This window comes from Roseobacter sp. YIN89, assembly GCF_057219365.1.
In genome coordinates, this window is record NZ_JBXVVD010000002.1 from 81,673 (window position 1) to 107,444 (window position 25,772).

Genomic DNA, 25,772 nt, shown 5'->3' on the forward strand with positions numbered 1-25,772 from the left:
GCCGTCAACCGCGCACGGTGCCATCACCGCTGACCAGATATTTAAAGCTTGTAAGCTGGGTTGCGCCGACAGGTCCGCGTGCGTGCATTTTCCCCGTCGCAATCCCGATCTCCGCGCCCATTCCGAACTCGCCACCATCTGCAAATTGCGTTGAGGCATTATGCATGATGATCGCTGAATCCAGCTCTGTCATGAACCGTTTTGCCGCAGCCATGTCCTCGGTCAGGATACAGTCCGTGTGGTTCGAACCGAACTGAGAGATATGTGCAATCGCCGCATCAATGCTGTCGACAGTGCGCGCGGCAATGATCATGTCGAGGTATTCTTTTCCCCAATCCTCATCACTGGCAGGTGAAACGCCCGCGATCGCAGTAAGCGTTGCATCCCCGCGCACGTCAACGCCCGCGTCCATCAAAGCGCGCACAACGCCCTGTCCGACGGTGTCTGCCACATCTTTGTGAATCAACAGACATTCGGCAGCGCCACAGATACCCGTACGACGCGTTTTGGCATTCAGAACGACCTTCAGTGTTTTTTCAGGATCAGCAGCCGCGTCGATATAAATGTGCACGATACCCTCCAGATGCGCAAAGACCGGCACGCGCGCTTCGCGTTGCACAAGCCCCACGAGGCCTTTGCCACCGCGCGGCACGATCACGTCAATAGTGTCGGTCATTGTCAGCATTTCACTTACTGCTGCCCGGTCTCGGGTTGGTACCAGCTGGATCGCGTCCTCTGGAAGCCCCGCGTCGCGCAGCCCCTGAACCAGGCAACCGTGCAGCGCTTGGCTGGAGTGAAAGCTTTCAGATCCTCCGCGCAGAATAACCGCGTTGCCGGCTTTGAGACAGAGCGCACCCGCGTCCACCGTCACATTGGGACGGCTTTCGTAGATGACCCCGACCACACCCAGAGGTGTACGGACGCGCTGGATGTGCAAGCCGGAAGGCTGCTGCCACTCGGCCATGACCTCGCCCACGGGATCAGCCTGTTCAGCGACGGAGCGTAGGCCGTCAATGATGCCGCGCAGGCGGTCCTCGTCCAGCCGCAGCCGGTCCATCATCGCATCGCTTAGCCCTTTGTCGCGACCATATGCGAGGTCTTTTTCGTTCGCCGCAATCAGATCAGCACGCCGGGCCCAGATGTGTTCCGCTGCAGAAATCAGCGCTGCATGTTTTCTCTCTGCGCTCGCATGACCCAGTACGGCAGCAGCGGCCTTTGCCCGCGCGCCCATATCTGCCATCAGTTGCGGAATATTATCCATGTCTTTCACGGCCATCGCCCCCTGTTTTATCCGGCGCTGTTCACAGTGCCATGTCGTCACGGTGGATCATCGCGGCACGGGCTGGGTACCCCAGCAACGCTTCGATGTCCTGCGATTTACACCCCATGATCAGGCGGCATTCGTCTGCCGTGTAGCGCACCAGTCCCTGCCCGATCACATGGCCAGTCCGGTCCGTTATAGCTACTGCATCACCGCGCTGAAAGATGCCTTGAACCGCAGACACCCCCGCAGGCAGCAAGCTCTTGCCGCTTTCAAGCGCCGAGATCGCACCGGCATCCAGTGTCACACTACCCTTTGGTTTCATCGCCGCAATCCAACGCTTACGCGCGGCCTGTGGATCGGTCAGCGCCGTAAACCAAGTCGCTTTTGCCCCGTTTTCCAGTGCATTCAAAGGGTTGGCGACAGATCCTTCGGTAATCGCCATGGCGCACCCTGCGGCAGTCGCCGTCTTGGCCGCCATCAATTTCGTTTTCATCCCGCCTTTGGACAGGCCGGAGCCTGCATCACCGGCCATTGCTTCAATGTCCGGTGTAATCTGGTCGATGACCTCAAACCGGGTTGCAGTGGTATCCTGCGCCGGGTTGGCCGTGTAAAACCCATCGACGTCCGACAACAGAACCAGCTGATCGGCTCCGACCGTGACCGCAATCTGCGCTGCCAGACGGTCGTTGTCGCCAAAGCGGATCTCATCTGTGGCTACGGTATCATTTTCATTAACGATGGGTACGACACCCAAGCTCAGCAATTGTTCCAGCGTGGCCCGACTATTCAGGTAACGCCGGCGATTGGCACTGTCATCCAGCGTCACCAATACCTGAGCCGTGGTGATCTCGTGTGGCGTCAGCGCTTCTTCGTAGGCGCGCGCAAGTCTGATCTGCCCAACCGCTGCCGCAGCTTGCGACTGCTCAAGCGCGAGATCGGCATCAGGCAGACGCAGCACCCCGCGCCCCAGAGCAATCGAGCCCGATGACACGAGCACCACGTCGATCCCCTGTTTTTTCAGCCAAGCAACATCGTCGCAAAGCGATCCGAGCCAGTCACGACGCAAGGCACCTGTGCCCCGGTCAACCAAAAGCGCCGATCCAATCTTTACAACAATCCGGCGCGCAGTGATCAGGGACGCCATGGCTCTGCGTCCTCTTGCGGGCGATGGCGCAAACGGTCTTCGTCTATCTGGTTGCGCAGCGCCCGAAGCACATCGGTCACGCCATCACGCGACACGCCGGACATCTGCATGACGCTTGTACCGCTGGCTTGTTCCAGCGTCTGAACCGCCTGTGCACGCGCTTCGTCGTCCAGCGCGTCGATCTTGTTCAGAACCGTGACGCGCGGCTTTTCTGCCAGATCACCGCCATAGGCCTCGAGTTCTGCGATGATGGTGAGGTAATCCTCGGCAATCGTTTCAGAAGTTCCATCGACCAGATGCAACAGCACGGCGCAGCGCTCTACATGGCCCAGAAACAAATCCCCAAGCCCCCTGCCCTCTGATGCGCCTTCGATAAGGCCGGGTATGTCGGCCACCACGAACTCGGTATTATCTACCCCGACCACCCCAAGATTGGGATGCAGGGTGGTGAACGGATAATCAGCGATCTTCGGACGAGCGTTTGAGGTCGCAGCCAGAAAAGTAGACTTGCCTGCGTTCGGCAGACCAAGCAGGCCCACATCCGCGATCAGTTTCAAACGCAACCAAAGCGTACGCTCTACGCCGTCTTGTCCGGGATTGGCCCGGCGCGGAGCCTGATTGGTAGATGATTTGAAGTGCAGATTACCAAAACCGCCATTTCCGCCCCGTGCCAGTTGCACCCGGTCACCGACGTTCACCAAATCGGCAATGACAGTTTCCTGATCCTCGTCAAGAATTTCTGTGCCTGCCGGAACGCGTAAAACGATGTCGTCGCCGTCTTTACCTGTGCGCTGGCGACCCATTCCAGGCTGGCCGTTCTTTGCAAAAAAGTGCTGCTGGTACCGGAAATCGATCAGCGTGTTCAGCCCATCGACAGCTTCGGCCCAAACAGAACCGCCTGTGCCGCCATCACCGCCATCAGGACCACCAAATTCGATATATTTCTCACGTCGGAAGCTGACACAGCCCCCGCCCCCTGCGCCGGACCTGATGTAGACTTTGCACAGATCAAGAAATTTCATGTCTTATCCTTGCCCGCACATGGCGGCCTCTCACTTACAATTTGCGGGTATATGTCCAAGTGGGCACAGATGTATCACGCGCCACAGAGAAACTTTCCGCGTCTCCCAGATATTCAAACCCGCAATGGGTCAACACCCGCGCAGAGGCTGGATTGTCCTGAAATACCGATGCAAACATCGTCTTGTTATTTAATGGATTGGCGTTAATCAACGCCTGTACCGCATCAGAGGCGAGGCCAGTGTTCCAATAAGGCGGGGCAACCCAGTAACCTACCTCGCTTTGCTCACGGTCCATGCGCTGCAGCGAAATCAGCCCCATCAACTCGGACGCGCCGGTTTTAGTACCGTCCATAGCCCAGACATCTTCTTCGCGCGCATCCGCCATGGCGCGCGATACGAAGGCCTCTGTCGTGCCGGGGGGCAGCGGATGAGGGATGGTTGTCGTCATGCGAGCGACGCGCGCATCACCACCATAAAGCTCGATCAAACCCATATCGGAGCGGCGCAGCGGGCGCAGATCAACTCGATCTGTTTCGATCACCGCCTGAACAGGTATTTTTTCCATTTCCACGTTTATGTCCCTCCTCCGAACAAAACGAACAACACAGAAGCCACGGTCAGTCCCGCAAGGCTCCACATCAGATATGGCTCAAAGGGCGTCCCCGCGACCGTGCGCGCAATTGCATCGCCAGCCAGTGTCCACAGCGGGTGCAACAGAGCCTGACAAATCAAAAGAATAGCGGCAATGCTAAGCGTCGCCTCAAGTGATGGCGTGCCCGGCGCGACAAAAGCGGTAAAACCGCCGACGATCATTGCCCAGGCCTTGGGATTGAGCGGATGCACGATCAGGCCTGCGGCGAACCCCGGCGCGGCGCCGGTTTCGCGGCGCGCGCCCAAACGCATGTTCGCCACTTTCCAAGCCAGCCAAATGATATAAGCGGCCGATGCGTATTTCAGTGCCTCGAATACCCAAGGAGCGCGGTCAGCCAGTTCCATCAGGCCAAAACCGACAGGCCAGATGACCAGCTGTTTGCCAAGGCAAACGCCAGCCACAAAAGGTAACGCTGCACGAAAACCAAAGCGCGCACCGGTTGCCATCAAAGCCATATTGGCAGGCCCCGGCGTACCGACCTGACTGGCGGCAAAAACCGCAAAGCTGGCGACTGCAACACTCATGCCGCATCTTTCCACTGGCCCGCGGAAAGCGCCATGTGCTGCACTTCTACTTCGACTTGCTCCGTTTCGCTGAAATGCCAGCGCCGCTCGGTATCATGAAAACCAAGCCGGGCCAGAACGCGACGGGAGGCATCATTGCCCACACGATGACCAGAGTTCAGATCTTTTTCTGTGCCGGCAAAGTATCTCGCGATAAGGGCTGTTGCCGCTTCGGTAGCATAGCCATTGCCCCAAAATGGCTCTCCCAGCCAATACCCAAGCTCTTCGTCTATACCACAGCCACCAATCAACTGATCATCAAGAGTGATTGCCAGCGCCTCGGCTTCACGCCGTTCACGTGCCATGAACGTCCGGGCATCGTCGTGAGTGTATGGGTGCGGGACACGCGGCAGCCAACGAGATACGTTCTCATTTCCAATCAGGTGCACCAAAGCATCGGCATCCGACGCCCGATGAGGGCGCAGAACAAGGCGATTGGTCTGGATGCAGCTTTGCATGATCGAAGGGCCCTTTTGCGCCCGGGAAAGAGAAAGGGGACCGGCGGTGTCGCCGATCCCCCTGAATGTGTCGTGTCCTTGAGGAAGGGCTTATTCAGCGGCCTCCGCCACCGGCAGGACCGAAATAAATGTGCGGTTTTTGAGACCCTTGTGGAAGGTCACAGCGCCATCAACAGTTGCAAAGATCGTGTGATCCTTGCCCATGCCGACGCCTTCACCTGGCCAGAACTTGGTGCCGCGCTGACGCACGATGATGTTGCCGGGGATCGCTTTCTGACCGCCGTAGAGCTTCACACCAAGGCGGCGACCAGCAGAGTCGCGACCGTTACGGGATGAACCGCCTGCTTTTTTATGTGCCATTTGGTCTCTCCTTAGCCTTCGCTGAGTTCTTTAGCCTGTGCGATCCAGCCTTCACGCTCGATCCGGCCCTTGAACGACAGTTTCTCGTCCATAGCAGCAACGTCCTCTTCGGTCCATGCTGCGATTTGCGCAAAGGTGGTCACGCCAGCCTCATGCAGTTTCTTCTCAAGCGCAGGGCCAACGCCGCTGAGCTTTTTCAGGTCATCCGCGCCTGCGTCCGCTTTCGGGGTGGCTTTGGCTTTGGGCGCTTCAGCCTTTTTCTCGGCTTTCTTCGGCGCCGCTTTCTTTGGGGCAACAGCTTCGACTGCGGCCGCAGATACAGAGCCCGCTCCAATAGCAGCTTTTACACCGGACTTGTCAGCACCGGACGCCAGAATATCGGTAACTTTCACCAGCGTCAGTTTTTGACGGTGACCCTTGGTGCGTTTCGATGAATGCTTACGACGGCGCTTGACGAAGTTGATGGTCTTTTCGCCTTTGATCTGGTCGACAACCTCGGCTTGAACGCCAGCGTCTTTGACCAGAGGCGCACCAACAACAACGTTGTCGCCACCCAGCATCAGAATTTCGTTGAATTGGACCGTTTCACCGGCTGCAGCTGCGAGTTTTTCAACGCGGAGCGTGTCGCCCGCCTGAACCTTGTACTGCTTGCCGCCAGTCTTGAGGACTGCAAACATGGTATTTCCTTTTCTCTACCGCGTCCTGTGGTCCCCGTTACCCGGGCGTTTTGGCCTGAAGGCCACCTCGAACAGCGCATTCCGTTTGGAATGATCATCAAATAAAACGGGCCCGACAAATCGGACCCCGCTCGTGAGGCTGCCAATTGCACCATTGCCGCACACTTGTCAAGCGGATCGGTATCAGATTTCGTCACCGTCAGACAGAAGTGAAATGCCGCGTCCCAATGCGTAAGAGATATCCCGATACAGCACGTCAAAGCCGTCAAAGAGTGCGGCGTTCAGCGCCTGCCCTTCAGGGCTTTCCGCGTAGGCGATGTATTCATCCATGGCTTCGGTGCGTAGCGGCTGGTAGGCCATCGTGAGATACGCGCCAAGCCAGTTTTCAGTGTCGGACCTGATGTCATCCTGTTGCCGCCATACCTCGTCGAGGATGTCGGCCTCGGACCGGCGATGATACCCGCCATCCGACAACCCTTTGTAAAACTGATAGCTGGCAGACATCGCCCCCGAAACATTCCACTCCAGCAGATCATTCACGGCGATATACCTGTGCACTTGCTGTACCAAAGCTGTGTCTTCGGCGGCGAGACGCGCATAAGCATCCATCGCTTCGGATTCGATGACGGGGTCGGAGATCGCGCGCCGAGCGCTGTTTTCCAGCGCTATAATCTGCGCGCCGGTTTCGGTTGTGAAGAACGCCAACGCTGCCGAGATTTCGTCTTCGGTCATACCCGTTTCGAAAGCGCGGCGCAGGGTTTCTTCCATCTGCTGCACATCATATATCCGGTCCAGCTGCGCCGACCAAAACGGACCACCCCGACCATCCAGCATGTCTTGGTCAAGGTCCGCGCCATATACCAATCCCTCATCCCGAAGGATGGACAGCACTTCGCGCATCTGCAGCGCATCCAGCAGCAGGGTCACCCGCGCATTGGCCCAAGCAGGCAAAGCCAGGGTAGAAATCAGTATGGCAGCGCAGACAGCGCGCATCTCAAAGCTCCTGGCTAGGTTGCAGGTTACGCATTTGAATTGCCATTTCCTCGTACCTGTCGGCCATAATCTCGAATTGCACCGCATTCATAAGCGCGTAGACTTTTTGCATATCCGGATGCTCCAACGCATCGGCATAGGCGGTCACCTCGTCGTCTGAAAACGCCTGATAGGTATAAGCTGACGACGCTAGACCAGACAGTTGCATGCGCCGACGCATTTCGCCTTCCTGCGCCTTGAGGCTTTCGCGCAGATCCTCTTCGTCCATGCGCAATTCAATCACGCCCGCATTCGCCGCAGCCATCAGAAACCGAACTTGCACTTCCTGAATGGCATGAATCGAGGCGTCTTCGGAGCCGGTTGCAGCATTGAGGCGTTTGAGTTCCTCAACTCTGCCGGAGCCGATCTGGACAAGCCCCGCGACGATTGCCTCACCGCTTTCACGCTTGAGGTCATCATCTTCGTCCATATGAGATCGGTTTTCCACTTCGACCAGACGCGCGCCCAGATCGGACGTATAAAAATCGACAGCGTGCGTTAACAACTCGTCTGTCAGTGTCTGCTCAAGAATCGAGATGGCCATGTCATGCATCTCTTCGGTCACGAAAACTTCGTCAACCAGCGTTGTCCACTGTGCGCCAAAGTCGTCCGCCTCCAATCCGATCATGCCCGGTGCCGAACTTGCCGAGAGCCGGATGCTTTCAAGGGCAACATCAAACCCTGTTGCCTCCAGAAACGCCTCAAGGCGGTCGCGGTCTTGCACCTGTGCCACAGCGGGCACGGCCAGAGTCGTCACCAACATCATCATCGCTATTGCGGTGGCTCGAAGCGTCAAACCCATTGCCATCTCCTGTTTTTGTTCCCCAGTACCAGCTTAGGCCAAATGCATTTAGGGGCAATGAAATTCCCCGTGACGGTGCAGATGCGTGCAATTCGCCTCTTGTCAGCTTGTGAAAACATGACTACACGCCAGCCGAGACCCCCGCGGAGAGGTGCCGGAGTGGTCGAACGGGGCGGTCTCGAAAACCGTTGTGGGTGCAAGCCTACCCAGGGTTCGAATCCCTGTCTCTCCGCCACACTCTTTCATTAGCTGATTTGCATAATTGCCTGATGGAAACCATTTCCTCTCTCTCTTAACATACAGATCGCCATTCTGGATTGGGCAGGATGCCAAACGGGCGCTCACACAACTTGCGGCCATCGAATATAGGTGTGTAAATTATTCGATTTTTGCGCGGTCGAAACAGAGATAGGCATAGGCTGAGAGCTTGCTGTAATCGCAGGAGGTCATATTTCGTCGGTTATTCACAGGCCTTTGAGAAAAGTTTGGAATGCGCGGTGCCAGTAGCCCTTTCGCAAAACAGCGATACTTCTTGGTTGCGAGCCAGGTTTCCTGCAGCCAATGCATTAACAAATGTATTTGGCATATTTGCGGCATACGGGATGAGAGGAAAACCCAATGAAACACTTTAAAATCGGCCTCTTATCCATTGTCTTTATTGGGATTTGTCTGGCAATCTGGTTCTTGGGCCGCGATATTTTGTCGATAGAGCCGATGCAAGCCCCGTTAAATACCGCGCGAATTGATGCGGAGAATCCAGACTTGGCAGCGGTGCGGCAACGCTTGTCAGACGCGGGCTTGCATCCAATCGGCGCCTTGAGCGACTTGGGCATCGACGATCACATGGCCCGGCTCGAAAACGGAGAGACGAACGCCGCCGTTTTATATGCCTACGCTGATGCAATTGAGGTTCTGACAACACGCAGCACGGACCGCGGTCAACCTTTGCCACCTACTTTGTGGGATGTCAGCACTCCCGCTCTCCTTGATGCCGGATGGACGGTGTATTCTCTCACTACAGCGCTTGCATCTGAAGAAGGGCGCATTCATGTAGACCTTCTGTCAGACGCATACGCGGCATTTCTCAATACGCGCCCAAATGCATTGGAAGGAGCGCTCGCGCTGCTTCCCTTGGCCGGTGGCTATGTGCGCGCATTGCCAGAAGACGCACGAGCCGAACGAGAAGCCCATGCCAAGACAGACGGCGAGGCAACGTTGCTGATCTGGCAAGCGCTGTTGTCAGGCACCAGCCGATATAATCCGATCACCCATAGACCGTTGTGGAGCCATGGGTTCGTCGGGCACTTCAGCGTGCCACACATTCATCAATACGCGACCGGCACCGGCCAGACCCCTAGCCAGGTCTGGGGCGTTGAGGGGTTTGACCCAAAGTTCGTCGGGAGCAGTTCGAACGCCAATCAGGTCGAGCATCTCGGGATCAGCGCACTTCTTCAAGGTGTGGGCAATGTCCCCGAAGCCGTACTAGAGGCCGTCGAAGTTTTGGAAACTGCCGTCGATCACGAAGACCCTGCCGCGGCTGCAGCTGACAAAGCGTTAAATACAGTCGTTCGGAATGTCTTAGTGCCGCGTATTGAGGAAAACCCGCAGGACATGGCAACGGCTCTTCGCACTGCCCTCAGCAAACATGACAAGTAGTGGATTTACGTTCTGAAAACCGTTTTTCGGGTGATTTTTCGGGTCGAAAGAGTGCCACCAATTCAAAAACATTTCGACGAAATATTCCCTGCGTTTTAAATCTGCTTAGAGGCGCCATTCGGAAAGTTTTCTGGGATTGCTTGTATTCTGGCTTGTCCTAAGACCTCTTTGCCTTAACCTTTTGAAACAGTAGCGCGGTAACCAGTACTGGAGACATAGTCATGAGACTTATCACCCTCATTACCGTTTCAGTGCAGTTTTTGGCTGCAGCTGCTTTCGCGCAAGATGAGCCGGATTTCGCAAGCCTTGTTGAAGGTGCCGACATCCGCGAAGGCGCTATAACCATTTATGAAAATGATGGGTCGCATTACTTTTCAATCCCGCAATCAGCTTTGGACAGAACCCTCTTCTGGAGCGCTGAAGTGGCAAGGTATCCCGCAGATGCGATTGCGTTATTGGGCACGGAGATTGCCACCCATGCGATAAAACTGGAGAGGCAGGACAGCCGGTTGATGGTGCGCTCATTGTCGTCCGGATCAGTTCGCACGACAGAGCGACGGGCAATACCTGGTTCCGGCCTTAAGGTACGGCCCATCGACATTGCCATCGCAAATGCACAAATCGGACCCATCCTGTTGTCAATGGATATTATGGCAGAGGACGAAGACGGGAATATGCTGGTCGACGCAACCGCAATTTTCTCCTCCGACATTCCAGACATTTCAGCCAAGGGACAAATCGCAACTACCGGGCTCAGGCCTATCGGCGTTGACCCCAAGCGATCCTACATTTCGCAGGCCAGCGCGTTTCCCGAGAACATTTTCCTCAAGTCTCATCTGACATTCCTGGCTCAGGACCAAACAGGTCAGGACCGCGCTGTTTCCATAGAAGTGGCGCATACGATTGCTCTGCTCCCCGAAGAGCCAATGGAAGTTCGGCCATTTGACCCGCGCGTCGGATACTTTTCGACAGAAGTTCTGGAGTTTGAAACCGCAGGTGGTGCGGTTGCTGAACAAACGCAGCTTTCCCTACGGCACCGTCTGGTACATGCCGATCCGGACGCGCCCCTGCCCTCTGATCCGGTCGAGCCCCTGATCTACTATCTGTCGCCCGAAATCCCCGAACGCTGGCGCTCCTAAGTGCGCGCCGCCATTGAAGACTGGCAACCGGCCTTTGAAGCGGCCGGCTTCACAAACGCAATTATCGCAAAGGAAGCACCCACACCTGAGGAAGACCCAGACTGGTCGGTTAATGATGCGCGTCACAATGTGGTGCGCTGGATCGCACAACCCGTGGCCAACGCGCTGGGCCCCAATGTGCATGACCCCCGCACCGGAGAGATCATTTCGGCGCATATTCTGGTCTGGCCCGACGCCATCAACCTGTTTTCCGATTACTATTTTTTGTTGATGTCCCGCGTTGATCCGCGCGCCGGTTCATTGCCACTGCCGCAAGAGCTTCAGGGGCGTATCTTGCGATATGCGGTCAGCCACGAAGTTGGTCACACACTTGGTCTACGCCATAATCACCAAGCGTCGACGGCGTGGAGCATCGATCAGTTGCGCGATCCGAATTTTGTGGCTGAAAAAGGCTCAACGGCTTCGATCATGGCATATGGGCGCTTTAACTACGTGGCCCGGCCAGAGGACGGTATCGAGCAGTTTTTCCCGCTTATTAGCGCTTACGATACGCACGCTATTGCCTGGGGTTATGCACCGAACCTAAGCGCAGAAGAACTTGATACGCTGGCTGCCAAATCAACCAGCAGCCAGGAACTCGCTTGGGGTGCAGGCGAAAAGCCCGAAGAGATATTCGGGCGGTTTGATCCTACGATTCTGACTGAAAACATCGGCGCTGACCGTATCGAAGCGACGCGCGCAGGTGTCGATGCGATCCAGTCCTCTATCACGAGCCTGCCAACCGTTATTCCCGCGTCACCGACACAACAAAGCGAAATGTCACGCGTCTACGATCAAGCGCTTGGCCGTTTCATGGGGTTCATGGATGGCGTTACCCAGATGGTGGGCGGCTACACGTCGACTGCGAACGACGGCAGACCCGCTGCATTTGTTAGTGTGGCAGAGCAAAAAGCCGCTGTGACGTATCTGGCATCTGAAGCCATTGCAGATCTCGACTTTTTTGCGTCCCCCCAAATTATTGCAGAGATCAGACCCATTGGCGGGCTTGAAACCGTCACTGGCAAGGCAAGGCAAATTATTGAAAGCCTGCTGGACCCAGTGCTTTTACGCGGTGTTTACACGCAGAATACGCTTGAGCCGGAACGGGAGTTTGGCGTTGCGGAACTGCTGGCGACAACAACTGACGCAATATTGAAGGACAGCGTCCCGATAGAGGATATGACACCGGCAAAACACGCAGCTCTGCTTCGCTATGTGCAGCTTTTAGGGGAACTGCCGCAGTATCAGGGCGATCCCTCTAACGAAGCGCTGGCGTTGCTGGGCTTTCCACGTGGTTTTGTCGAAATGAGCAAGGCAGGTCTATCCGATACAGGAGTTGCTGACGCGGCAACTGTTGAACTCCAACGCCTTGCTGCAGTGTTGTCACCCGAAGAAGATGGCATCGCCACAAGGCTGCTCAAGGATATCGAACGCATGATCGGCATAGACGTCGACGAAACAGAAACACCAACAGAGGAAACGGAATGATACGTGCCAGTTTAATAACAGTTGCTGGAATAGCACTGGCAGGATGTACTTCACAGCAATCCAGTGAGGACACACTGCTAAAACACGGCTACTCCGCGAATTACGTAGCCGGATACCATGATGGCTGCCCCAGTGGGAAGCGGGCGGGTGGCGACAGCTTTCAGCAACAAGCACGGAATGAGACCGCATATGCAGCCGGTGGAGATTACAAGACCGGCTGGGATTACGGCTTTCTCAGTTGCCGCGATACCGAGATAAAAAATGAACGCATGGCAAGCGCCATCGGTGCAGGCATCGCGGCTGGAATGTCAAGCAAGCATGGCGCTGACGGTGTGGATGCCAGAGACGCGCTTAAAGATATTGATACCTCAGGCCTCGAAGGCGTTGATTGGAGTACGTTGCAGCAATGATTACTTATAGCAAAAAAGTTCTGACCGCGGGTTGCCTCTTGACCGTTACGGCATCCGCTGCGGTGGCATTCGATCGTGAAACCACAAACGCGCTCAAAGCCTGCCATGACTACGTATGGGCTGTTCCCGACTATGCGGAGTTACCGAATGCGGCAATTTCGGTTTGGCCGGCCAACGCGGGTGAAGGTGTTCAAAAGGTGTACTGGGTGGTGGATTGGACTGACCCGAATTTGCGCGCCGCGGGACAATGCGAATACGTGGATGGTGAGGTTATGGGATACGAACCTTTTAATTGAGGCGAGCCAGCGATTATCGCGGATGCGGAACTCACATTTTGCATCCGCGCCCATCCTACTCAATCCGTATTGGTCACGCGTGGTCAAATAGTCCGGACAGACGTTTGCGGCAGTTCTTACTTGAATGCGTTGGCTTGCTTGAGAGTGAGACGAGGACATACGAACTATGATGCGATAACAATTTCAGGGTCAACGCGGTCATTCGCTTCGGCATGCAATAACGACTGCCACCTCCGAATACTGGTATCCGGCTCAAGGCCTTAATTGTCGCGCACACTTGCTATTCATCCGATGACGGGTAGCTGATTGGCTTGCGAAATTTTTCGTCCTCGTGGAGTTGCCAATAACGCGCCATCATCTGTCTTGTGAGTTTGCCCACTTCTCCGGACCCAACGGGATGCCCATCAATTTTGGAAACAGGCATGACCCCGCCTGCCGTTGATGTAATGAAAACTTCATCCGCTCGCCTGAGACTTTCAACTGGGATATCCCGAGCGTGGCACGGGATGCCCATTTCAGCACAGAGATCAAAGACGGTTTCACGCGTGACTCCTAACAAGACGCTCAGGTCGGGTGTTGAGACCGTACCCTTCTCGACTGCAAAGATATTGAACCCGGGCCCTTCGGATATATTGCCGTTGACATCAAGCAGCACTGCGGTATCCGCCCCCCGCTGGAAAGCCGCATAGAGCGCCTTCACCATATCCAGCCAATGGTAGTTTTTGACAGTGGGGTCGACCGAAGACGGCGGGATACGCAAAACATCCGTGACCGCCAAGTGTAAACCACGTTCCATTTGTTCTTTGTCGGCCACAGAACCGAATGGAATGGCGAAGGCAATAAATCGGTTTTCTGCATCCCTTGGGTCTCGACTGAAATCCGGCGATGTTCCCCTTGTGCAGATGAATTCCACATAAGCGCTTTCCAGCCCGGATAAGGCCACGCAGTCGTGCAGGATTCGAGCCACGTCTGCCTTTGTATAAGGAATAGACATATGCAGTTCTGACATGCCGCGAAAAAAGCGATCCAGATGATCTTCCAATCTGAAAAACGCGCCTTTCCAGACATGGACAACATCATAAGTCGCATCAGAATGAAGGAATCCATAGTCCAGCACGGAAAGCTTCGCTTCATGGATCGGTAAATATTGCCCATCCATAAATGCGACCCCGGGCGGATATTTGCGATGGTCAACGTGGTGGGCAGTTAATCTAGGCGACTGGTGCATGATTGAGCTTTCGGTAAATGGGCGTATCGGTGTGCTCGCTTGAAAGTACCTACTTTCTCTGAGCATTTTGCCTGATGAATTGCACATCTGCGAGCGTTCTGGGGAAATTCTGAAACTTGAAAGAGCAATATGCCAAATACACTGGATGACACCGACAAAGAACTTTTGGAGATACTTCAAAAGAACAATCGCCTGACGGCAGACGATTTGGGGGATCAGGTCGGCGCGTCACGCTCGTCTGTGCAACGCCGTCTGAAAAGGTTTCGCGATGAAGGCATCATCGAAGCAGACATCTCTGTCCTGTCCGCAAAGGCTGTCGGTCGCCCGATGACATTTATCGTTGAAGTTGAACTAGAGCGCGAGCGCACTGACCTGCTGGACGAGTTTCGCCGCTCTATGCTCGCATTGGATGATGTTCAGCAATGCTATTATGTAACGGGCCACACCGACTTCATACTCATCGTTACAGCAGCAGACATGGCCGCATACGAAGAGTTCAGCAGACAGGTATTTACCGACAATCCCAACATCCGAAGGTTCCACTCAAACGTTGTGGTGAACCGCGTAAAAGCCGGTTTGCATGTTCCACTTTAGAATTCCTAGTGGCGAGTTCTGTTTCGTACCAGATTTCCTTTTTGGGGCTCTGAGCAGATCCTCGGTTTCTCTTACTTCACACCCATCAATTCGTTGACTAGTTTTCGTGTGTCTTTCCACCTTCAGGCACTCAGTCACTTGAAACGGGCAGCTTTACAGGACTGGATGCAAGATACGCCTCATTTAAAAAAGCATTGCCTTTAGAGACCAGCCGCAGGATTTTTTGGTCATGCTTTTTCGGAAACGGGGATTTGTCGTTTTTCAGAGCGTTGGGGATCCACCGTTTCGACCGGCCAGATGAAACGCCAACTGCATTGGCCATCCTTAAGGCCTGAAGACAACTGGACAGGCATTTCAGGGAGGTCCCGTCAATAGACTGGAGCGCGCGCTGAATGGACGTAGTGCCAGTTTTTCCCGTTCCGATATGCAAGTAGAGCACAGATTTAACCCAAATTCCTCAAGACACGATGCGTCCAATGAATTGCATGATCCTCAACATGTAAAGCTGCGTTTCGAGCGAAGATATTTCGCCGGTTGTGTACCGCGCGAAGACAATTGGAAACCATCCAATTTCACGTGAGATTTCGGTCGAAACGCAATTACCTCAGCGCATCAATTCCGCAGGTGTACGACGCAGCGTTCATTCGGGTTTTTCCGCCATCAGCCCGCCTGCGGGTACCCAAGTCGTTCGAAAAAGCCCCGAAAGTATGGTTGGATTTCGCAAATTATTGATGCTTTGGATACATCTTTGCGGGTCGTAGTGGTCGCGCACCGACGCATTCGGTTGACCAGCTAATGAGATCAGCAAGCCGACCATGCCTTTGATACGCAGGCGCGTTCGCGCCATGCGATCACAAGGTCAAGCTTGTCCTGTGGAACACCAGTCTTGCTGGCGTGTGCAGGGTGCAATTCGATACAATAGGCTCACTGGATAATTTGCGACGCCCGTAATTCAATCAGAGTTGAAAGCATCGAACCAGGGCCGCGCAGCCCATCAAAGAATACGCTGGCCCAAATGGCCATAAGCCTCAGGCCGTTTTTGTTCATGCGCCAACACACGAGCGATATCTTTCATTTCAGTGTCCCTTTGCGAGTGAGACACTTCTTTGACAACACAGCATTTACAGATGGGCCATCGCCGAGGAAAAATTCTGTATCACGCGCGGCTGTTGCGTCGCGCGGTCACCTCTATCTCGATTTTCATACGCGGGTCGGCCAACTGTGCGGAAAACATCGTTGCTGCCGGTCGGATCGTGCCGAACCAAGCACGCAGGACCGGCCAGCAGGCCGGAAAGTCTTCGGCCACGGGTAAAATGTAGTGCACGCGCAAAATGTCCGCCATACTGGCTTCCGCTTGCTCAAGCGCCCACTCTATATTGCGCAGGCATTGGGCGGTTTGTTCCGCCACATCTTCTGCTATTGACATCGTTTCATAGTCAAACCCTGTTGTGCCCGAGACATAGATCATGTCTCCGTCCACGACCGCCCTCGAGTAGCCGATTTCACGCTCGAACTCAGATCCCTGAGAGATCAGCTGTCTTGTCATCTTGCTCGTCCTCTGTCTTGCAATGCAGAATGGTCAACCTTCTGCCTTACTGGTAGTGAAATGCGCGGCTGGCAGATCAATCCAGCCGCAGATGTGGCGCGCCATCAGACGTGCGTTCAAAGCTGTGCCCTTTCGGACCAACAACAGCCTTGATGCGTTTTCGCAGGTTTGAAAAGCTGTCAAAGCGTACAACGTCTATTGGATCGTCCAGATCAAGCTCGATCGCAAACCAACCCGGCCGCCGTTTTTCAATGGCGACCACTCTGGCAGAAAAAGGGTGCGACAAATACTCGCCCTTAACACGCGCTCCCACGCGCCAATTTTCAGGCGGCGCATCCTTGATCGCCGCATGCAGGGTGTTCCAGTCGCGGCAGCCATAGCGCTTGGCAACTCTTTCCAATGCATGAGCATGACCGATATTTTCACCGGCATTGGTTGCCTCGGCACGTATTTGGCGAGCCTGTCGCTTTGCCTCTTCCAATGTTGGTAGATCGCGCGTCATGTCTTAAGCTCCAAAATGCGCGGAAACAGCCCGCCTTTCAGGGGTCCGGTCCTCCCCAATTGAAAGAAGACCCAACCTGTCAGCGCACACAGCAGGATGTCTGCGAGCGGTGCGGCTAGCCAGATGCCAAACTCACCCACACTGCCCGCCAAAACAAACGTGAGAGGGATCGCAAAAAGGTACGGTTTCGACAAACCCAGCAAAGCCGCACGTTTGGCATCCCCGATACTCTGAAAATGCATCGCAATCATCATAAGTGGGCCCGCAACAACGAACGTCGCCGAAAAGACGGGTAATAAGCGGGCGACCTCATCGATCACAGCCCTTTCGGTAACAAAAGCCGCCCCAATCTGAGCGGCGTACAGACTGACGCCGACCTGCACAACGCCGCAGTAAAGTGTCGATGACACCACAGCTATCTTAAGGCTGAGGGCACAACGCTGGACATGCCCTGCCCCAAAATTGTTTCCCGTGATGGTTTGCATGGCATGCGCCAACCCCAGTAGCGGCAGAAAAGCAAATGTGATGACCCGTGTAACGATACCATACGCCGAAACCGTGGCGTCGTAAGACGCGGTATCGACCCATTGCAAAGCGACAATCACCGCTGATGATCCCAGCGCAAAACCTGCGAAATTGAGGCTTTGCGGCGCGCCAAGTACCAGAATACGGCTCCAGCCCTGACAGAGCGAATGTTGCAACAACGATGATAGGCAAAACCCTGTCTCGCCGAAAGCGCGGAACATCAGAATAATGGCCAGCGCAAAACCCTGTGCCAACGCGGTGCCATAGGCAGAACCAGCCACGCCCAATTCCAGCACCCCAATCAAAACATAATTGAACACCATATTGGACACAGAAACGAGCAGGCTCATACCAGCCATAAAGGCTACCAGACCTTCATTTCGCAGCGCATCCGAGTTGATAGACAGAACGAAGATCAATGGCGCGGCAAGCACCGTGATACGCAGATAGGTCAGGCCCATCTCTGCAAGAGTCTCCGACCCGCCAGCAGCCAATAGAACCACATCTTTACCAAAAAGAAGAAACAAGAGTATCAGCACCGCGCCCAGAAAAAGTGCAAGACCATGAGCGGCAACAAACACTTCGCGCGCATCGACTACGCGCCACGCGCCAAGATGCCGGGCAAGGATGCTCGACATGCCGGAGGACACGAGCGTCGCAAGTGCGACGACAATCATGTATGGCGGAAACATGAGGGTCACTGCGGCCAAAGCAGCAGGCCCCACAAAATGCCCCAAAAACAAGGCATCGACGACTGCAAGCAACCCGTTCATCCCCATTACGAAGATGATAGGCAGCGCAGTACGGGCGTACAAAGGCCACAGCGGACCAATGAGAAAGTGGTTTTTGTGGGAGGACATGACCCCGTTTTCCTTCTGACAGATGTCGCGCAAGATCAGAATGGGGCCCGCGTTACCATCCACGCGACAGGTGCCGAGGATGACGAAGATCAAAGTCGACAGAACTTCACCGTGACAAGTTGTCTGCGAGCGGCAGGCGTCTGTAGCCTTGTGGTTGGGGTAAGTTGATCGCTGTCACTTGTCAAGCAGGCCGTTTGCGGCTGACAAGCGCTGGGCACAACTCAGTGGTTTTGTTAAAATGACAGGAACGATTTACGGGCATACAAAGACATACAAGGTCCGGTCGACGGCAGCACTTTAATCTCACATTTCATAGCGTTTTCAATTTCCTGCAAAACGTAATGAAAGTTCATAAACCGGCCCGTCTGCCGAATTTCCAGGCAGGATTGCATCACCCGGTCGAGGTAACTCTCTGGTGCTTTTCGGGCACAAAATGTCACAAAAAGCGCCCCGCCTGGCCGCAACACTCGGGCCAGTTCCTGTAGCGCGAGCAACGGATTGTCGGCGGTTTCCAGCGCCCAAGCGCAGGTGATTATGTCAAAACAGCAAGCATCAAACGGCATCGATTCCAGCCGCCCCAGCCTTTTGCGTACCGGAATGTCTTGGCATAGCGCCAGCATCGCCGTCGACGGATCGAGCAATGTTATCTTCTCTGGCAAGACACCTTCGTCAATCAGCGCCCGCGCGAACCGCCCTGTGCCACATCCGACATCCAGTATTGCGGCATCCGGCGATATCGCGACGCGAACTGCTGCCTCCAACGCGGCTTGCGCTTCTCCTCCGGCAAATCTCAGCCACCGTCTGTGCAACTTGTCATAGCGAGGCGCCAGCCGGTTGTAGACCGATATCATTGCGGTGTTTTGAGAGGTCGCATCAGTCATGGACCACTCTTTCTTTGGAGGCTTTAGGGTGCGCATGATCTCGCCATCGCGACGGGACGAATAAAACCGCCAGCATTGGGCTCGCGCCCATGGAGCCGCGCGGCAAGTCGTCGAGGTCACCGAGCGCCGATAGCTGCATTGGGATCGGTAAGAGGCTGAACGGTCGGTGGAATAGATGCCGCGGTTCAGAGATTTCAAATGCTGCGACCTGCGTGCCTTGCCACGCGAATGAAATCGTGACCGGTCCGGACCCACAGTCAATGTAAACGACCAGCAACCCGTTACAAAGGAAGACAATTTCAGAAGTAGCATTGTTGAAGCCAAGAACGAAACTGATCGCGTGCATGGCGTGTCTTTCGGCCAGAGTGTCACGAGTGGCCGCACTGTTCAAAAAAGTCATGCTTTGTCCGATCTGCATGATGAAACGATGGTTAGGCGCTTTATTGTCATGCGCTGGCAAACAGTCGATTGCACAAAAATGGACAACTGCTATACGCCAATGCATGAACTGGGATGCAATATCGTTTGACTGGAATCAGGTGCGGGCTTTCTTGGCAACAGCCGAAGAAGGTACTTTCAGTTCGGCGGCACGCGCGCTCAAGACGACGCAACCGACCATAGGGCGACAAGTTTCAGAACTCGAAGAACGTCTTGGCGTGACCCTTCTGGAACGCAGCGTGAAGGGGCCGAAGCTGACCGAGGCAGGCGAAAAGCTGCTGCGCCACGTGCGCGCGATGAGCGATGCCGCCACCATGATTTCAATGGCCGCGATTGAACAATCCTCGGAAGTTTCCGGAACAGTCCGCATTACGGCTGCCGACATGCTGGCGGTCGGTCTTTTACCAAAAATCCTTGTTGCCTTGCGCGCGCAGGCCCCTGGCATACGACCGGAAATCCAGTCATCGAACGATGTTAAAGACCTGCTGCAACGTGAGGCTGACATCGCCGTCCGCCACGTGCGGCCGGAACAGCCGGAGTTAATCGCGCGCCACGTGGCGGATGCCCGAACGCATATTTACGCATCCAAAGCCTATCTTGACAGGGTGGGCCGCCCGGAATCTGCTGAGGACATCGCGGATCACCCCTTTGTCGGCGTTCCCGACAGCGCCAACATCATCGCGACCATGAATGCCTTGGGCGCGCCGGTTACCCAAGACAATTTTGTCGTCACGGCAGATACTGGGTTGGTTATGGCGGAATGCATCAAAGCTGGATACGGCCTGTCTCTATTGCCAACGGCCTATTGCGACGCCGATCCAGCGCTGGAAGCCGTGCTGCCTGAATTACCAACGCCTCGCTTTCCTATTTGGCTGGTCACGCACCGAGAGTTGCAGACAAGCAAGCGTATCCGTGTCGTTTTCGATTTGCTTGCACAAGGCATCAGCAAAGCGGCCAAAGGAACAATCTGAGGTCTCCAGGCATTTTGACCCGACTACGTTCAGAGCTCTCACGACCCCAACGCAAGGATCTTCGTTGCTTCAAACGGTTTGCGCGGCCACATAAAGTCACCACCACCCCAAGGCAGAACATACTGACACGATGGTGACACAACGGTGTCAGCAGCGCGCATTGCGCGAGCACAAAACGCATCCGTGCAGATCATGTAACTCAGGAGATATATCCGAAGCTTTTCTCAGCGCCACCGCGATAAAAGCTGCCGGATTTCAGCTTTTGGCGTCGAGATATGCACGCAAGGCTGAAGCGGCCCTAGAAACAGCAATCTGGGTTTTGTCGAGTTCTGCTGCGCCAACGGCCAGCGAGGGGTAGAGCTTACCGGGTGATTTGAAAACACCTTCCGCGCGCAGATGCCGATTCCAGACAACGTTCATCTGCGGATCGCGATGGCGCGCGCTGCGATAGTCCACGGGCGGCCGGTCGGTAAAATAAAGATCAAAGAGCGTTTGATCGCCGCATACCTGCGCGCCTATCCCGGCCTCAGCAAGCGCTTTGGCTTGCATATCCATCAGGGCCTGACCGGTTGCACGCAGTTTTTCGTATTGGCCGGGACGACGCAGGATTTCCATCGTTTTCAGCCCTGCGGCCGCCGCCACGGGGTTTCCGGAAAGTGTACCCAGTTGCATAAGCCACTTGTCCGAACCAACCACAGACTTGTCGAAATGTGACATAATCTCAGCGCGACCGCCCAGAGCAGCCAGTGGAAACCCGCCTCCGGTGATTTTGCCAAGCGTGCAAATATCGGGGATTACACCATAATGTTCCTGCGCGCCGCCGTAAGCCAGCCGAAACCCGGTGACGATCTCGTCAAAAATTAACAGGACACCGTACTGGTCACAAAGGCTGCGCAATCCTTTGAGAAAACCGGGTACCGGTGGCAAGATACGTTGCAACGGCTCAACAATGATCGCGGCGACATCTGAGTGCTCGGACAGCAAAGAAGTGACAGCTTCCAGATCGTTGAAGGGTGCAATCAACATCTCGTCCGCAACGCCCTGCGGAATACCGGCGCTGTCAGGCACTGGCGTTGGAAAGTTCACAGCCTTTTCAGGCGCAAGACTCATCTGTGCCTCAGCGCTCATGCCATGATAACCCCCTTCGAATTTGAGGATTTTGCTTTTTCCGGTATAGGCTCGGGCAAGACGAAGGGCATACATGTCTGCCTCCCCCCCTGACGTCACAAAGCGCACATGCTCGCAGCACGGCACTGCATCCACAATTGCCTCGGCCAGTTCGATGCCACGGGCGTTGTTGGCAAAGAAGGTCATGCCAAGCGGCAACTGCGCCAGAACCGCTTCCATGACTTCTGGGTGCCCATGCCCCAAAAGCATCGGACCAGAACCGATCAGGTAGTCAACATATGCGCACCCGTCCTCGTCCCAGACCGTTGCCCCCTGCCCGCGCGCGATCACAATACCGGCGTCAAAATTACCAAATCCAGCAGCCGGCAGTACGGCACGTGCTCGTGCAATCCAGTCTGCCTGTGAATGCAGCTTGTTCATCTTCCTACTCCAAGATTGCGTCAGGAGCGCCGAGCGCATCTGCATCAACGACAATTCCCAAACCGGGGCCATCCGGTGGCGCGATCCGCCCCGCAGCGCGCACAGGTGCTGTCGGAGCCAGCCGCGGGGCAACATATCCAGAAAGATCACAAACGTTCAGCACTCGTGCAGGGTCCGTTGCAACACCAAGGTGCAGTGCAGCCGCGGTTGCGATATCACTGCCCCAAGTGTCTTCTACACACATCTTGGCGCCGAGATGCAGGCATAGATCGCGCGCGCGCCGGGCGGCACTCAAACCGCCAAATTTGGACAACTTAATCGCAACAGCATCCATTATGCCCAAGCGGTGAGCTTGCAGCAGGCTATCAGTGTCATGAGCAAGTTCGTCCAGTTTCATTGGCAGACCCGAGGCCATGCGGACGCGCGCGCAGTCTTCCAGAGTAGCGCAAGGTTGTTCGAGCATGACGTCCAGATGCGCCACCGCCCGGCCGACGCGCGATGCATCAAGTGACGTGGCGCCGCAATTCCAGTCGCCATAAACAATAGGCCCGGGCCCGACCGCCTCGCGTACCTTGACGAGCCTTTCTACATCCGCGCGCCAGTCTGCATCTGCCCCTAGCTTGGCCTGAAACTGCGTCATGCCCCGCGCCTGCGCATCTCGCGCAATGCGCGCCATGTCATCCGGCGCGATACAAGTTATCGAGTGGTAAAGGGGCAAATCAGCCTGCCGTCGACCACCAAGCAACGCGTAAAGCGGCACCCCTGCAAGCTGGCCGGTTATATCCCAAAGCGCAATGTCCAGCGCAGACTTTGCGTAGACATGCCCCGGAAGGTAAGCATCAAGGCGCGCCATGAGCGCCTCTGGCCCAAGGGGATCTGCCCCGAGTATGGCAGGCGCCATTTCGGCCAGCGCAGGTACCACACCGCGGGCATAGGCCGGCAGGTAGTGCGGGATCGGACAAACCTCGCCCCATCCGGTTACCCCTTGATCTGTCTCGACCGCGAGAACCGCGGTTTCGACCGTGTCACAGGTTTTCCCTTCGGCCATATAGTAGGTTTCATGGCTGGTCAGTGGCACATGCCAGATCGACAGCTTTGTAATCCGGCCGCTCGTCGCCACATTGGCCTTTGTCCGCACGCCGGCACCATTTGCATCCAGAGCAGCCATCACGCAGGCTCTGTCACGGCATCAGCACGCGGCTTGAGGCTTTCTGGGTCGTAGGCGGGTGCCCCCAATACCTTAGCTGGCCGCGCAGCGTTGTGAATGACAACATCCAACTGTGTTCCCGGCACTGCGGCCTCTGGCTTGATATAGGCAAATGCCAGTATCTTGCGCACCGTGTGTCCGTAGACCACTGACGCCGTGGAACCAACGACCTCCCCGTTCAAAAGCACGGCCTCGCCACCATGACCATCTATCTGCCCGTCGGGGGCGATCTCCAGATAAGCGCATACCCACGGCAGATCGGTATTCAAGGTGGCATCACGTCCTAAGTAAGGCTTATCAATGCGGGCAAACCGCAATACATCCGCTTCGGCCAGTGTGACTTCATTTGTCAATTCGCCCGCGCCTTTGAAGCCTTTTTCCATCCGCATCACGTTCATGGCAAATGATCCGTAGTTGGCAATGCCGAACGGTTCTCCTGCTGCCCAAAGCGCTGCATAAACGTCGCATGCCGCTGCATAGGGCATGTGCAATTCCCAGCCCAATTCTCCCGCATAAGACATGCGCATTGCCCAAACCGTATGTCCGGCAATGTCGATCTGTTGCGCCGATAGCCATCGAAACGCCGAATTGTCCAGTCGCACGCCGGTGACCGCGCCCAGCACGTCACGCGAGAACGGTCCATTCAGGCTGAGCGCGGCCCACTCCTGCGAAACCGAGGTGATCTCAACCGCTTCACCAGCACGATGCTGGGCCAGATGGTCCAAGAGACGTTGCTCGAAAAAGGCGGCACAGACGAGATAATAGGTATCTGCCGCCATGCGGACGATCGTGGCTTCCAATTCGATGCGTCCGCGCCGGTTCAACATGTGGGTGAGCGTGATTGACCCATCCTTTTGCGGCATCCGGTTCGCTGTCAGCCTGTCCAGCAGTACATAGGCGTCAGGCCCTTGCACCAAAACCTTTGTAAAGGCAGTGACATCCATGATCCCGACGGCTTCTCTGACCGCGCGCACCTCATTAGCGACCATGTCGTCGACGGGCGAGCGGCGAAAACTATAGTGATCGTGCTGCGCGACGGCGTCTCGCGCAAACCAGCGTGGGCGTTCAAACCCGAAGACTTCTTCGTGCACGGCGCCTTTGGCGGACAGAACGTCATACAACGGCGACGGCTTGATCGGTCTGCCCGCAAGCCGGTTGAAATGCGGGAAAGGGATTTCGTGACGCAGGCAGTAATCTTCTTTTGCCTTGATGACCTGCCACTCCTTGGTTGCGTAGGCACCAAAGCGGCGCGGATCGTAATCGCGCATCGAGATATCAGCAGCACCATGCACCATCCACCGCGCCAATTCACGCGTCAGGCCGGGGCCCCAACCGATACCGATTTGCGTTCCGCAGCAACACCAGTAATTACGCACACCCGGCGCAGGACCAATCAAAGGGTTGCCATCCGGCGGATGACTGATAGCGCCGTGAACGTCGCGTGTAATCCCGAGGTCGGCAAAAATCGGCATACGGTTCAGGCTTTCCTCCAACCACGGCATCACACGATCGTAATCCGCCTCAAAGAGTTCGTTCTCCGCTTCCCATGGACAGTGGTCTTCCCAAACTGTGTTGGGATTGGCCTTTTCGTAAATACCGATCAGCCCCTTTTTCTGCTCCATCCTGATGTATCCCGATACCTTTCGGTCATCGCGGATAACTGGCAGTTCGCGCTCAAGGTCGCGGAACTCTGGCACTTCGTCAGTGACAAAGTAATGATGCGTCATTGATGTCATGGGCAGCTGCAACCCAGACCACTCGCCCATCTGCCGCGCATACGTTCCACCGGCATTTACGACGTGTTCACATGTGATTGTGCCCGCTTCGGTTTCGACAACCCACTCGCCCGCTGCGTTTTTGGTGATGTTTGTTGCCCGGCACCGCCGGAAAATCCGGACACCCTTGGCCCGGGCTCCCGCAGCCATGGACATGGTCACATTTGTCGGATCGACGTGGCCGTCGTCAGGCGTATGAAGCGCGCCCAGCACGCCCTCCAGATTATAAAAAGGATGCAGTTCAGCGACCCGCTTCGGCCCGACAAGTTCGATATTGAAGCCAAGGCTACGCCCGACAGACAGGGTGTGGCGCAGCCAGTCCATTTCGTCATCGGTATAGGCCAGACGGAACGATCCGCACCCATGCCATGTTACGGCCTGCCCCGTTTCTGCCTCCAGCCCGCCTGCGTACAGACCGATGTTGTAATCAACACATTTGCCCAGTGAAAAGCTTGATGTCGAATGTGTAATTTGCCCGGCTGCGTGCCATGTACTGCCGGAAGTCAGCTCCGCTTTTTCAAGCAGCACGACATCGTTTCCCCACCCCTCATGTGCAAGGTGATAAGCGAGGCCAACACCCATCACGCCGCCACCGACGATGACCACCCGTGCGTGGCGGGGCAAAGAGGTCTTTGTCATCAGCACATCCTTTGCATTGAGTCACAAAACTGATGGACAGGCTAAGTGTACATGTG

Annotated in this window: 28 protein-coding genes and 1 tRNA gene; 8 read left to right on the plus strand and 21 right to left on the minus strand. The window is 55.6% G+C overall.

The genetic code is table 11. The features are described 5' to 3' along the window. Nucleotides 1-4 precede the first annotated feature (4 nt). From AC2D8V_RS06600 to AC2D8V_RS06645, 10 genes are all read right to left on the minus strand, one after another. Entirely contained in the window at nucleotides 5-1,261 is a 1,257-nt protein-coding gene (locus AC2D8V_RS06600; protein ID WP_484733867.1) for a glutamate-5-semialdehyde dehydrogenase, read from the minus strand. A gap of 40 nt (nucleotides 1,262-1,301) precedes the next feature. Continuing rightward, the gene (proB, locus tag AC2D8V_RS06605; protein WP_484732745.1) at nucleotides 1,302-2,408 is read right to left on the minus strand and encodes a glutamate 5-kinase; all 1,107 of its coding nucleotides are present in this window, start codon (nucleotides 2,406-2,408) and stop codon (nucleotides 1,302-1,304) included. Continuing rightward, nucleotides 2,396-3,430: a GTPase ObgE gene (gene obgE / locus AC2D8V_RS06610; protein ID WP_484732746.1), complete on the minus strand. Its 1,035-nt coding sequence runs from the start codon at nucleotides 3,428-3,430 to the stop codon at nucleotides 2,396-2,398. The genes proB and obgE overlap by 13 nt, the downstream gene beginning before the upstream one ends. Nucleotides 3,431-3,464: 34 nt before the next feature. Next, the gene (locus AC2D8V_RS06615) at nucleotides 3,465-3,995 is read right to left on the minus strand and encodes a GNAT family N-acetyltransferase (protein ID WP_484732747.1); all 531 of its coding nucleotides are present in this window, start codon (nucleotides 3,993-3,995) and stop codon (nucleotides 3,465-3,467) included. Nucleotides 3,996-4,003: 8 nt separating this feature from the next. Continuing rightward, a complete protein-coding gene (locus AC2D8V_RS06620) occupies nucleotides 4,004-4,606 on the minus strand; it encodes a LysE family translocator (protein ID WP_484732748.1) in 603 nt (200 codons plus the stop codon). Continuing rightward, nucleotides 4,603-5,103: a GNAT family N-acetyltransferase gene (locus AC2D8V_RS06625; protein WP_484732749.1), complete on the minus strand. Its 501-nt coding sequence runs from the start codon at nucleotides 5,101-5,103 to the stop codon at nucleotides 4,603-4,605. The genes AC2D8V_RS06620 and AC2D8V_RS06625 overlap by 4 nt, the downstream gene beginning before the upstream one ends. A gap of 90 nt (nucleotides 5,104-5,193) precedes the next feature. Then, a complete protein-coding gene (gene rpmA / locus AC2D8V_RS06630) occupies nucleotides 5,194-5,463 on the minus strand; it encodes a 50S ribosomal protein L27 (RefSeq protein ID WP_484732750.1) in 270 nt (89 codons plus the stop codon). An 11-nt stretch (nucleotides 5,464-5,474) separates the two neighbouring features. Further along, entirely contained in the window at nucleotides 5,475-6,140 is a 666-nt protein-coding gene (locus tag AC2D8V_RS06635; protein ID WP_484732751.1) for a 50S ribosomal protein L21, read from the minus strand. 183 nt (nucleotides 6,141-6,323) lie between these two features. Then, nucleotides 6,324-7,133 carry a DUF2059 domain-containing protein gene (locus tag AC2D8V_RS06640; protein ID WP_484732752.1) on the minus strand — a complete coding sequence of 270 codons (810 nt, stop codon included), beginning with the start codon at nucleotides 7,131-7,133 and terminating at the stop codon, nucleotides 6,324-6,326. Between the two features lies 1 nt (nucleotide 7,134). After that, nucleotides 7,135-7,938, minus strand: a complete 804-nt coding sequence (locus AC2D8V_RS06645; protein ID WP_484733868.1) for a DUF2059 domain-containing protein — start codon at nucleotides 7,936-7,938, stop codon at nucleotides 7,135-7,137. Nucleotides 7,939-8,119: 181 nt separating this feature from the next. Between AC2D8V_RS06645 and AC2D8V_RS06650 the strand changes: the two genes are divergently transcribed. The 6 genes from AC2D8V_RS06650 (at nucleotide 8,120) to AC2D8V_RS06675 (ending at nucleotide 13,002) form a co-directional block, all read left to right on the plus strand. Then, nucleotides 8,120-8,209, plus strand: a tRNA-Ser gene (locus AC2D8V_RS06650). 383 nt (nucleotides 8,210-8,592) lie between these two features. Next, complete coding sequence (locus tag AC2D8V_RS06655; protein WP_484732753.1) at nucleotides 8,593-9,630, plus strand: hypothetical protein; 1,038 nt, start codon at nucleotides 8,593-8,595, stop codon at nucleotides 9,628-9,630. A gap of 221 nt (nucleotides 9,631-9,851) precedes the next feature. Continuing rightward, complete coding sequence (locus AC2D8V_RS06660) at nucleotides 9,852-10,769, plus strand: DUF5117 domain-containing protein (RefSeq protein WP_484732754.1); 918 nt, start codon at nucleotides 9,852-9,854, stop codon at nucleotides 10,767-10,769. Then, entirely contained in the window at nucleotides 10,770-12,296 is a 1,527-nt protein-coding gene (locus tag AC2D8V_RS06665) for a zinc-dependent metalloprotease (protein WP_484732755.1), read from the plus strand. Continuing rightward, nucleotides 12,293-12,706 (plus strand): hypothetical protein, encoded by a 414-nt coding sequence (locus AC2D8V_RS06670; RefSeq protein ID WP_484732756.1) that lies wholly within the window; start codon nucleotides 12,293-12,295, stop codon nucleotides 12,704-12,706. Before AC2D8V_RS06665 ends, AC2D8V_RS06670 begins: the two co-directional genes overlap by 4 nt. Before the next feature lie 38 nt (nucleotides 12,707-12,744). Next, on the plus strand, nucleotides 12,745-13,002 hold the full coding sequence (locus AC2D8V_RS06675; protein WP_484732757.1) for a hypothetical protein: 258 nt from the start codon (nucleotides 12,745-12,747) through the stop codon (nucleotides 13,000-13,002). Between the two features lie 280 nt (nucleotides 13,003-13,282). Here the strand turns inward: AC2D8V_RS06675 and AC2D8V_RS06680 are convergent, their stop codons facing one another. Continuing rightward, nucleotides 13,283-14,161, minus strand: a complete 879-nt coding sequence (locus AC2D8V_RS06680) for an aminotransferase class IV (RefSeq protein WP_484732758.1) — start codon at nucleotides 14,159-14,161, stop codon at nucleotides 13,283-13,285. Between the two features lie 198 nt (nucleotides 14,162-14,359). Between AC2D8V_RS06680 and AC2D8V_RS06685 the strand changes: the two genes are divergently transcribed. Next, nucleotides 14,360-14,824 carry an Lrp/AsnC family transcriptional regulator gene (locus tag AC2D8V_RS06685; RefSeq protein WP_484732759.1) on the plus strand — a complete coding sequence of 155 codons (465 nt, stop codon included), beginning with the start codon at nucleotides 14,360-14,362 and terminating at the stop codon, nucleotides 14,822-14,824. A gap of 130 nt (nucleotides 14,825-14,954) precedes the next feature. Here the strand turns inward: AC2D8V_RS06685 and AC2D8V_RS06690 are convergent, their stop codons facing one another. The 7 genes from AC2D8V_RS06690 to AC2D8V_RS06720 all read right to left on the minus strand — a co-directional run bounded on the left by AC2D8V_RS06690 (nucleotide 14,955) and on the right by AC2D8V_RS06720 (nucleotide 19,538). Then, nucleotides 14,955-15,146 (minus strand): hypothetical protein, encoded by a 192-nt coding sequence (locus AC2D8V_RS06690; RefSeq protein WP_484732760.1) that lies wholly within the window; start codon nucleotides 15,144-15,146, stop codon nucleotides 14,955-14,957. Between the two features lie 318 nt (nucleotides 15,147-15,464). Continuing rightward, entirely contained in the window at nucleotides 15,465-15,671 is a 207-nt protein-coding gene (locus tag AC2D8V_RS06695; protein ID WP_484732761.1) for a hypothetical protein, read from the minus strand. A gap of 309 nt (nucleotides 15,672-15,980) precedes the next feature. Continuing rightward, nucleotides 15,981-16,370 (minus strand): RidA family protein, encoded by a 390-nt coding sequence (locus tag AC2D8V_RS06700; protein WP_484732762.1) that lies wholly within the window; start codon nucleotides 16,368-16,370, stop codon nucleotides 15,981-15,983. Between the two features lie 76 nt (nucleotides 16,371-16,446). Then, nucleotides 16,447-16,872: a glyoxalase superfamily protein gene (locus AC2D8V_RS06705; protein WP_484732763.1), complete on the minus strand. Its 426-nt coding sequence runs from the start codon at nucleotides 16,870-16,872 to the stop codon at nucleotides 16,447-16,449. After that, nucleotides 16,869-18,320 (minus strand): MATE family efflux transporter, encoded by a 1,452-nt coding sequence (locus tag AC2D8V_RS06710; protein WP_484732764.1) that lies wholly within the window; start codon nucleotides 18,318-18,320, stop codon nucleotides 16,869-16,871. The genes AC2D8V_RS06705 and AC2D8V_RS06710 overlap by 4 nt, the downstream gene beginning before the upstream one ends. A gap of 170 nt (nucleotides 18,321-18,490) precedes the next feature. Further along, nucleotides 18,491-19,138 carry a class I SAM-dependent methyltransferase gene (locus AC2D8V_RS06715; protein ID WP_484732765.1) on the minus strand — a complete coding sequence of 216 codons (648 nt, stop codon included), beginning with the start codon at nucleotides 19,136-19,138 and terminating at the stop codon, nucleotides 18,491-18,493. After that, entirely contained in the window at nucleotides 19,131-19,538 is a 408-nt protein-coding gene (locus AC2D8V_RS06720; RefSeq protein WP_484732766.1) for a hypothetical protein, read from the minus strand. The genes AC2D8V_RS06715 and AC2D8V_RS06720 overlap by 8 nt, the downstream gene beginning before the upstream one ends. A gap of 103 nt (nucleotides 19,539-19,641) precedes the next feature. Between AC2D8V_RS06720 and AC2D8V_RS06725 the strand changes: the two genes are divergently transcribed. Continuing rightward, a complete protein-coding gene (locus tag AC2D8V_RS06725; RefSeq protein WP_484732767.1) occupies nucleotides 19,642-20,547 on the plus strand; it encodes a LysR family transcriptional regulator in 906 nt (301 codons plus the stop codon). Nucleotides 20,548-20,802: 255 nt separating this feature from the next. Here the strand turns inward: AC2D8V_RS06725 and AC2D8V_RS06730 are convergent, their stop codons facing one another. Genes AC2D8V_RS06730 through AC2D8V_RS06740 form a run of 3 tightly spaced genes read right to left on the minus strand, consistent with a single transcriptional unit; the run spans nucleotide 20,803 to nucleotide 25,716 of the window. Further along, a complete protein-coding gene (locus AC2D8V_RS06730; RefSeq protein WP_484732768.1) occupies nucleotides 20,803-22,095 on the minus strand; it encodes an aspartate aminotransferase family protein in 1,293 nt (430 codons plus the stop codon). Nucleotides 22,096-22,099: 4 nt separating this feature from the next. Then, nucleotides 22,100-23,263, minus strand: coding sequence for a mandelate racemase/muconate lactonizing enzyme family protein (locus AC2D8V_RS06735; protein WP_484732769.1), 1,164 nt, complete (start codon nucleotides 23,261-23,263; stop codon nucleotides 22,100-22,102). After that, nucleotides 23,263-25,716 carry an FAD-dependent oxidoreductase gene (locus tag AC2D8V_RS06740; RefSeq protein ID WP_484732770.1) on the minus strand — a complete coding sequence of 818 codons (2,454 nt, stop codon included), beginning with the start codon at nucleotides 25,714-25,716 and terminating at the stop codon, nucleotides 23,263-23,265. The genes AC2D8V_RS06735 and AC2D8V_RS06740 overlap by 1 nt, the downstream gene beginning before the upstream one ends. Nucleotides 25,717-25,772 lie beyond the last annotated feature (56 nt).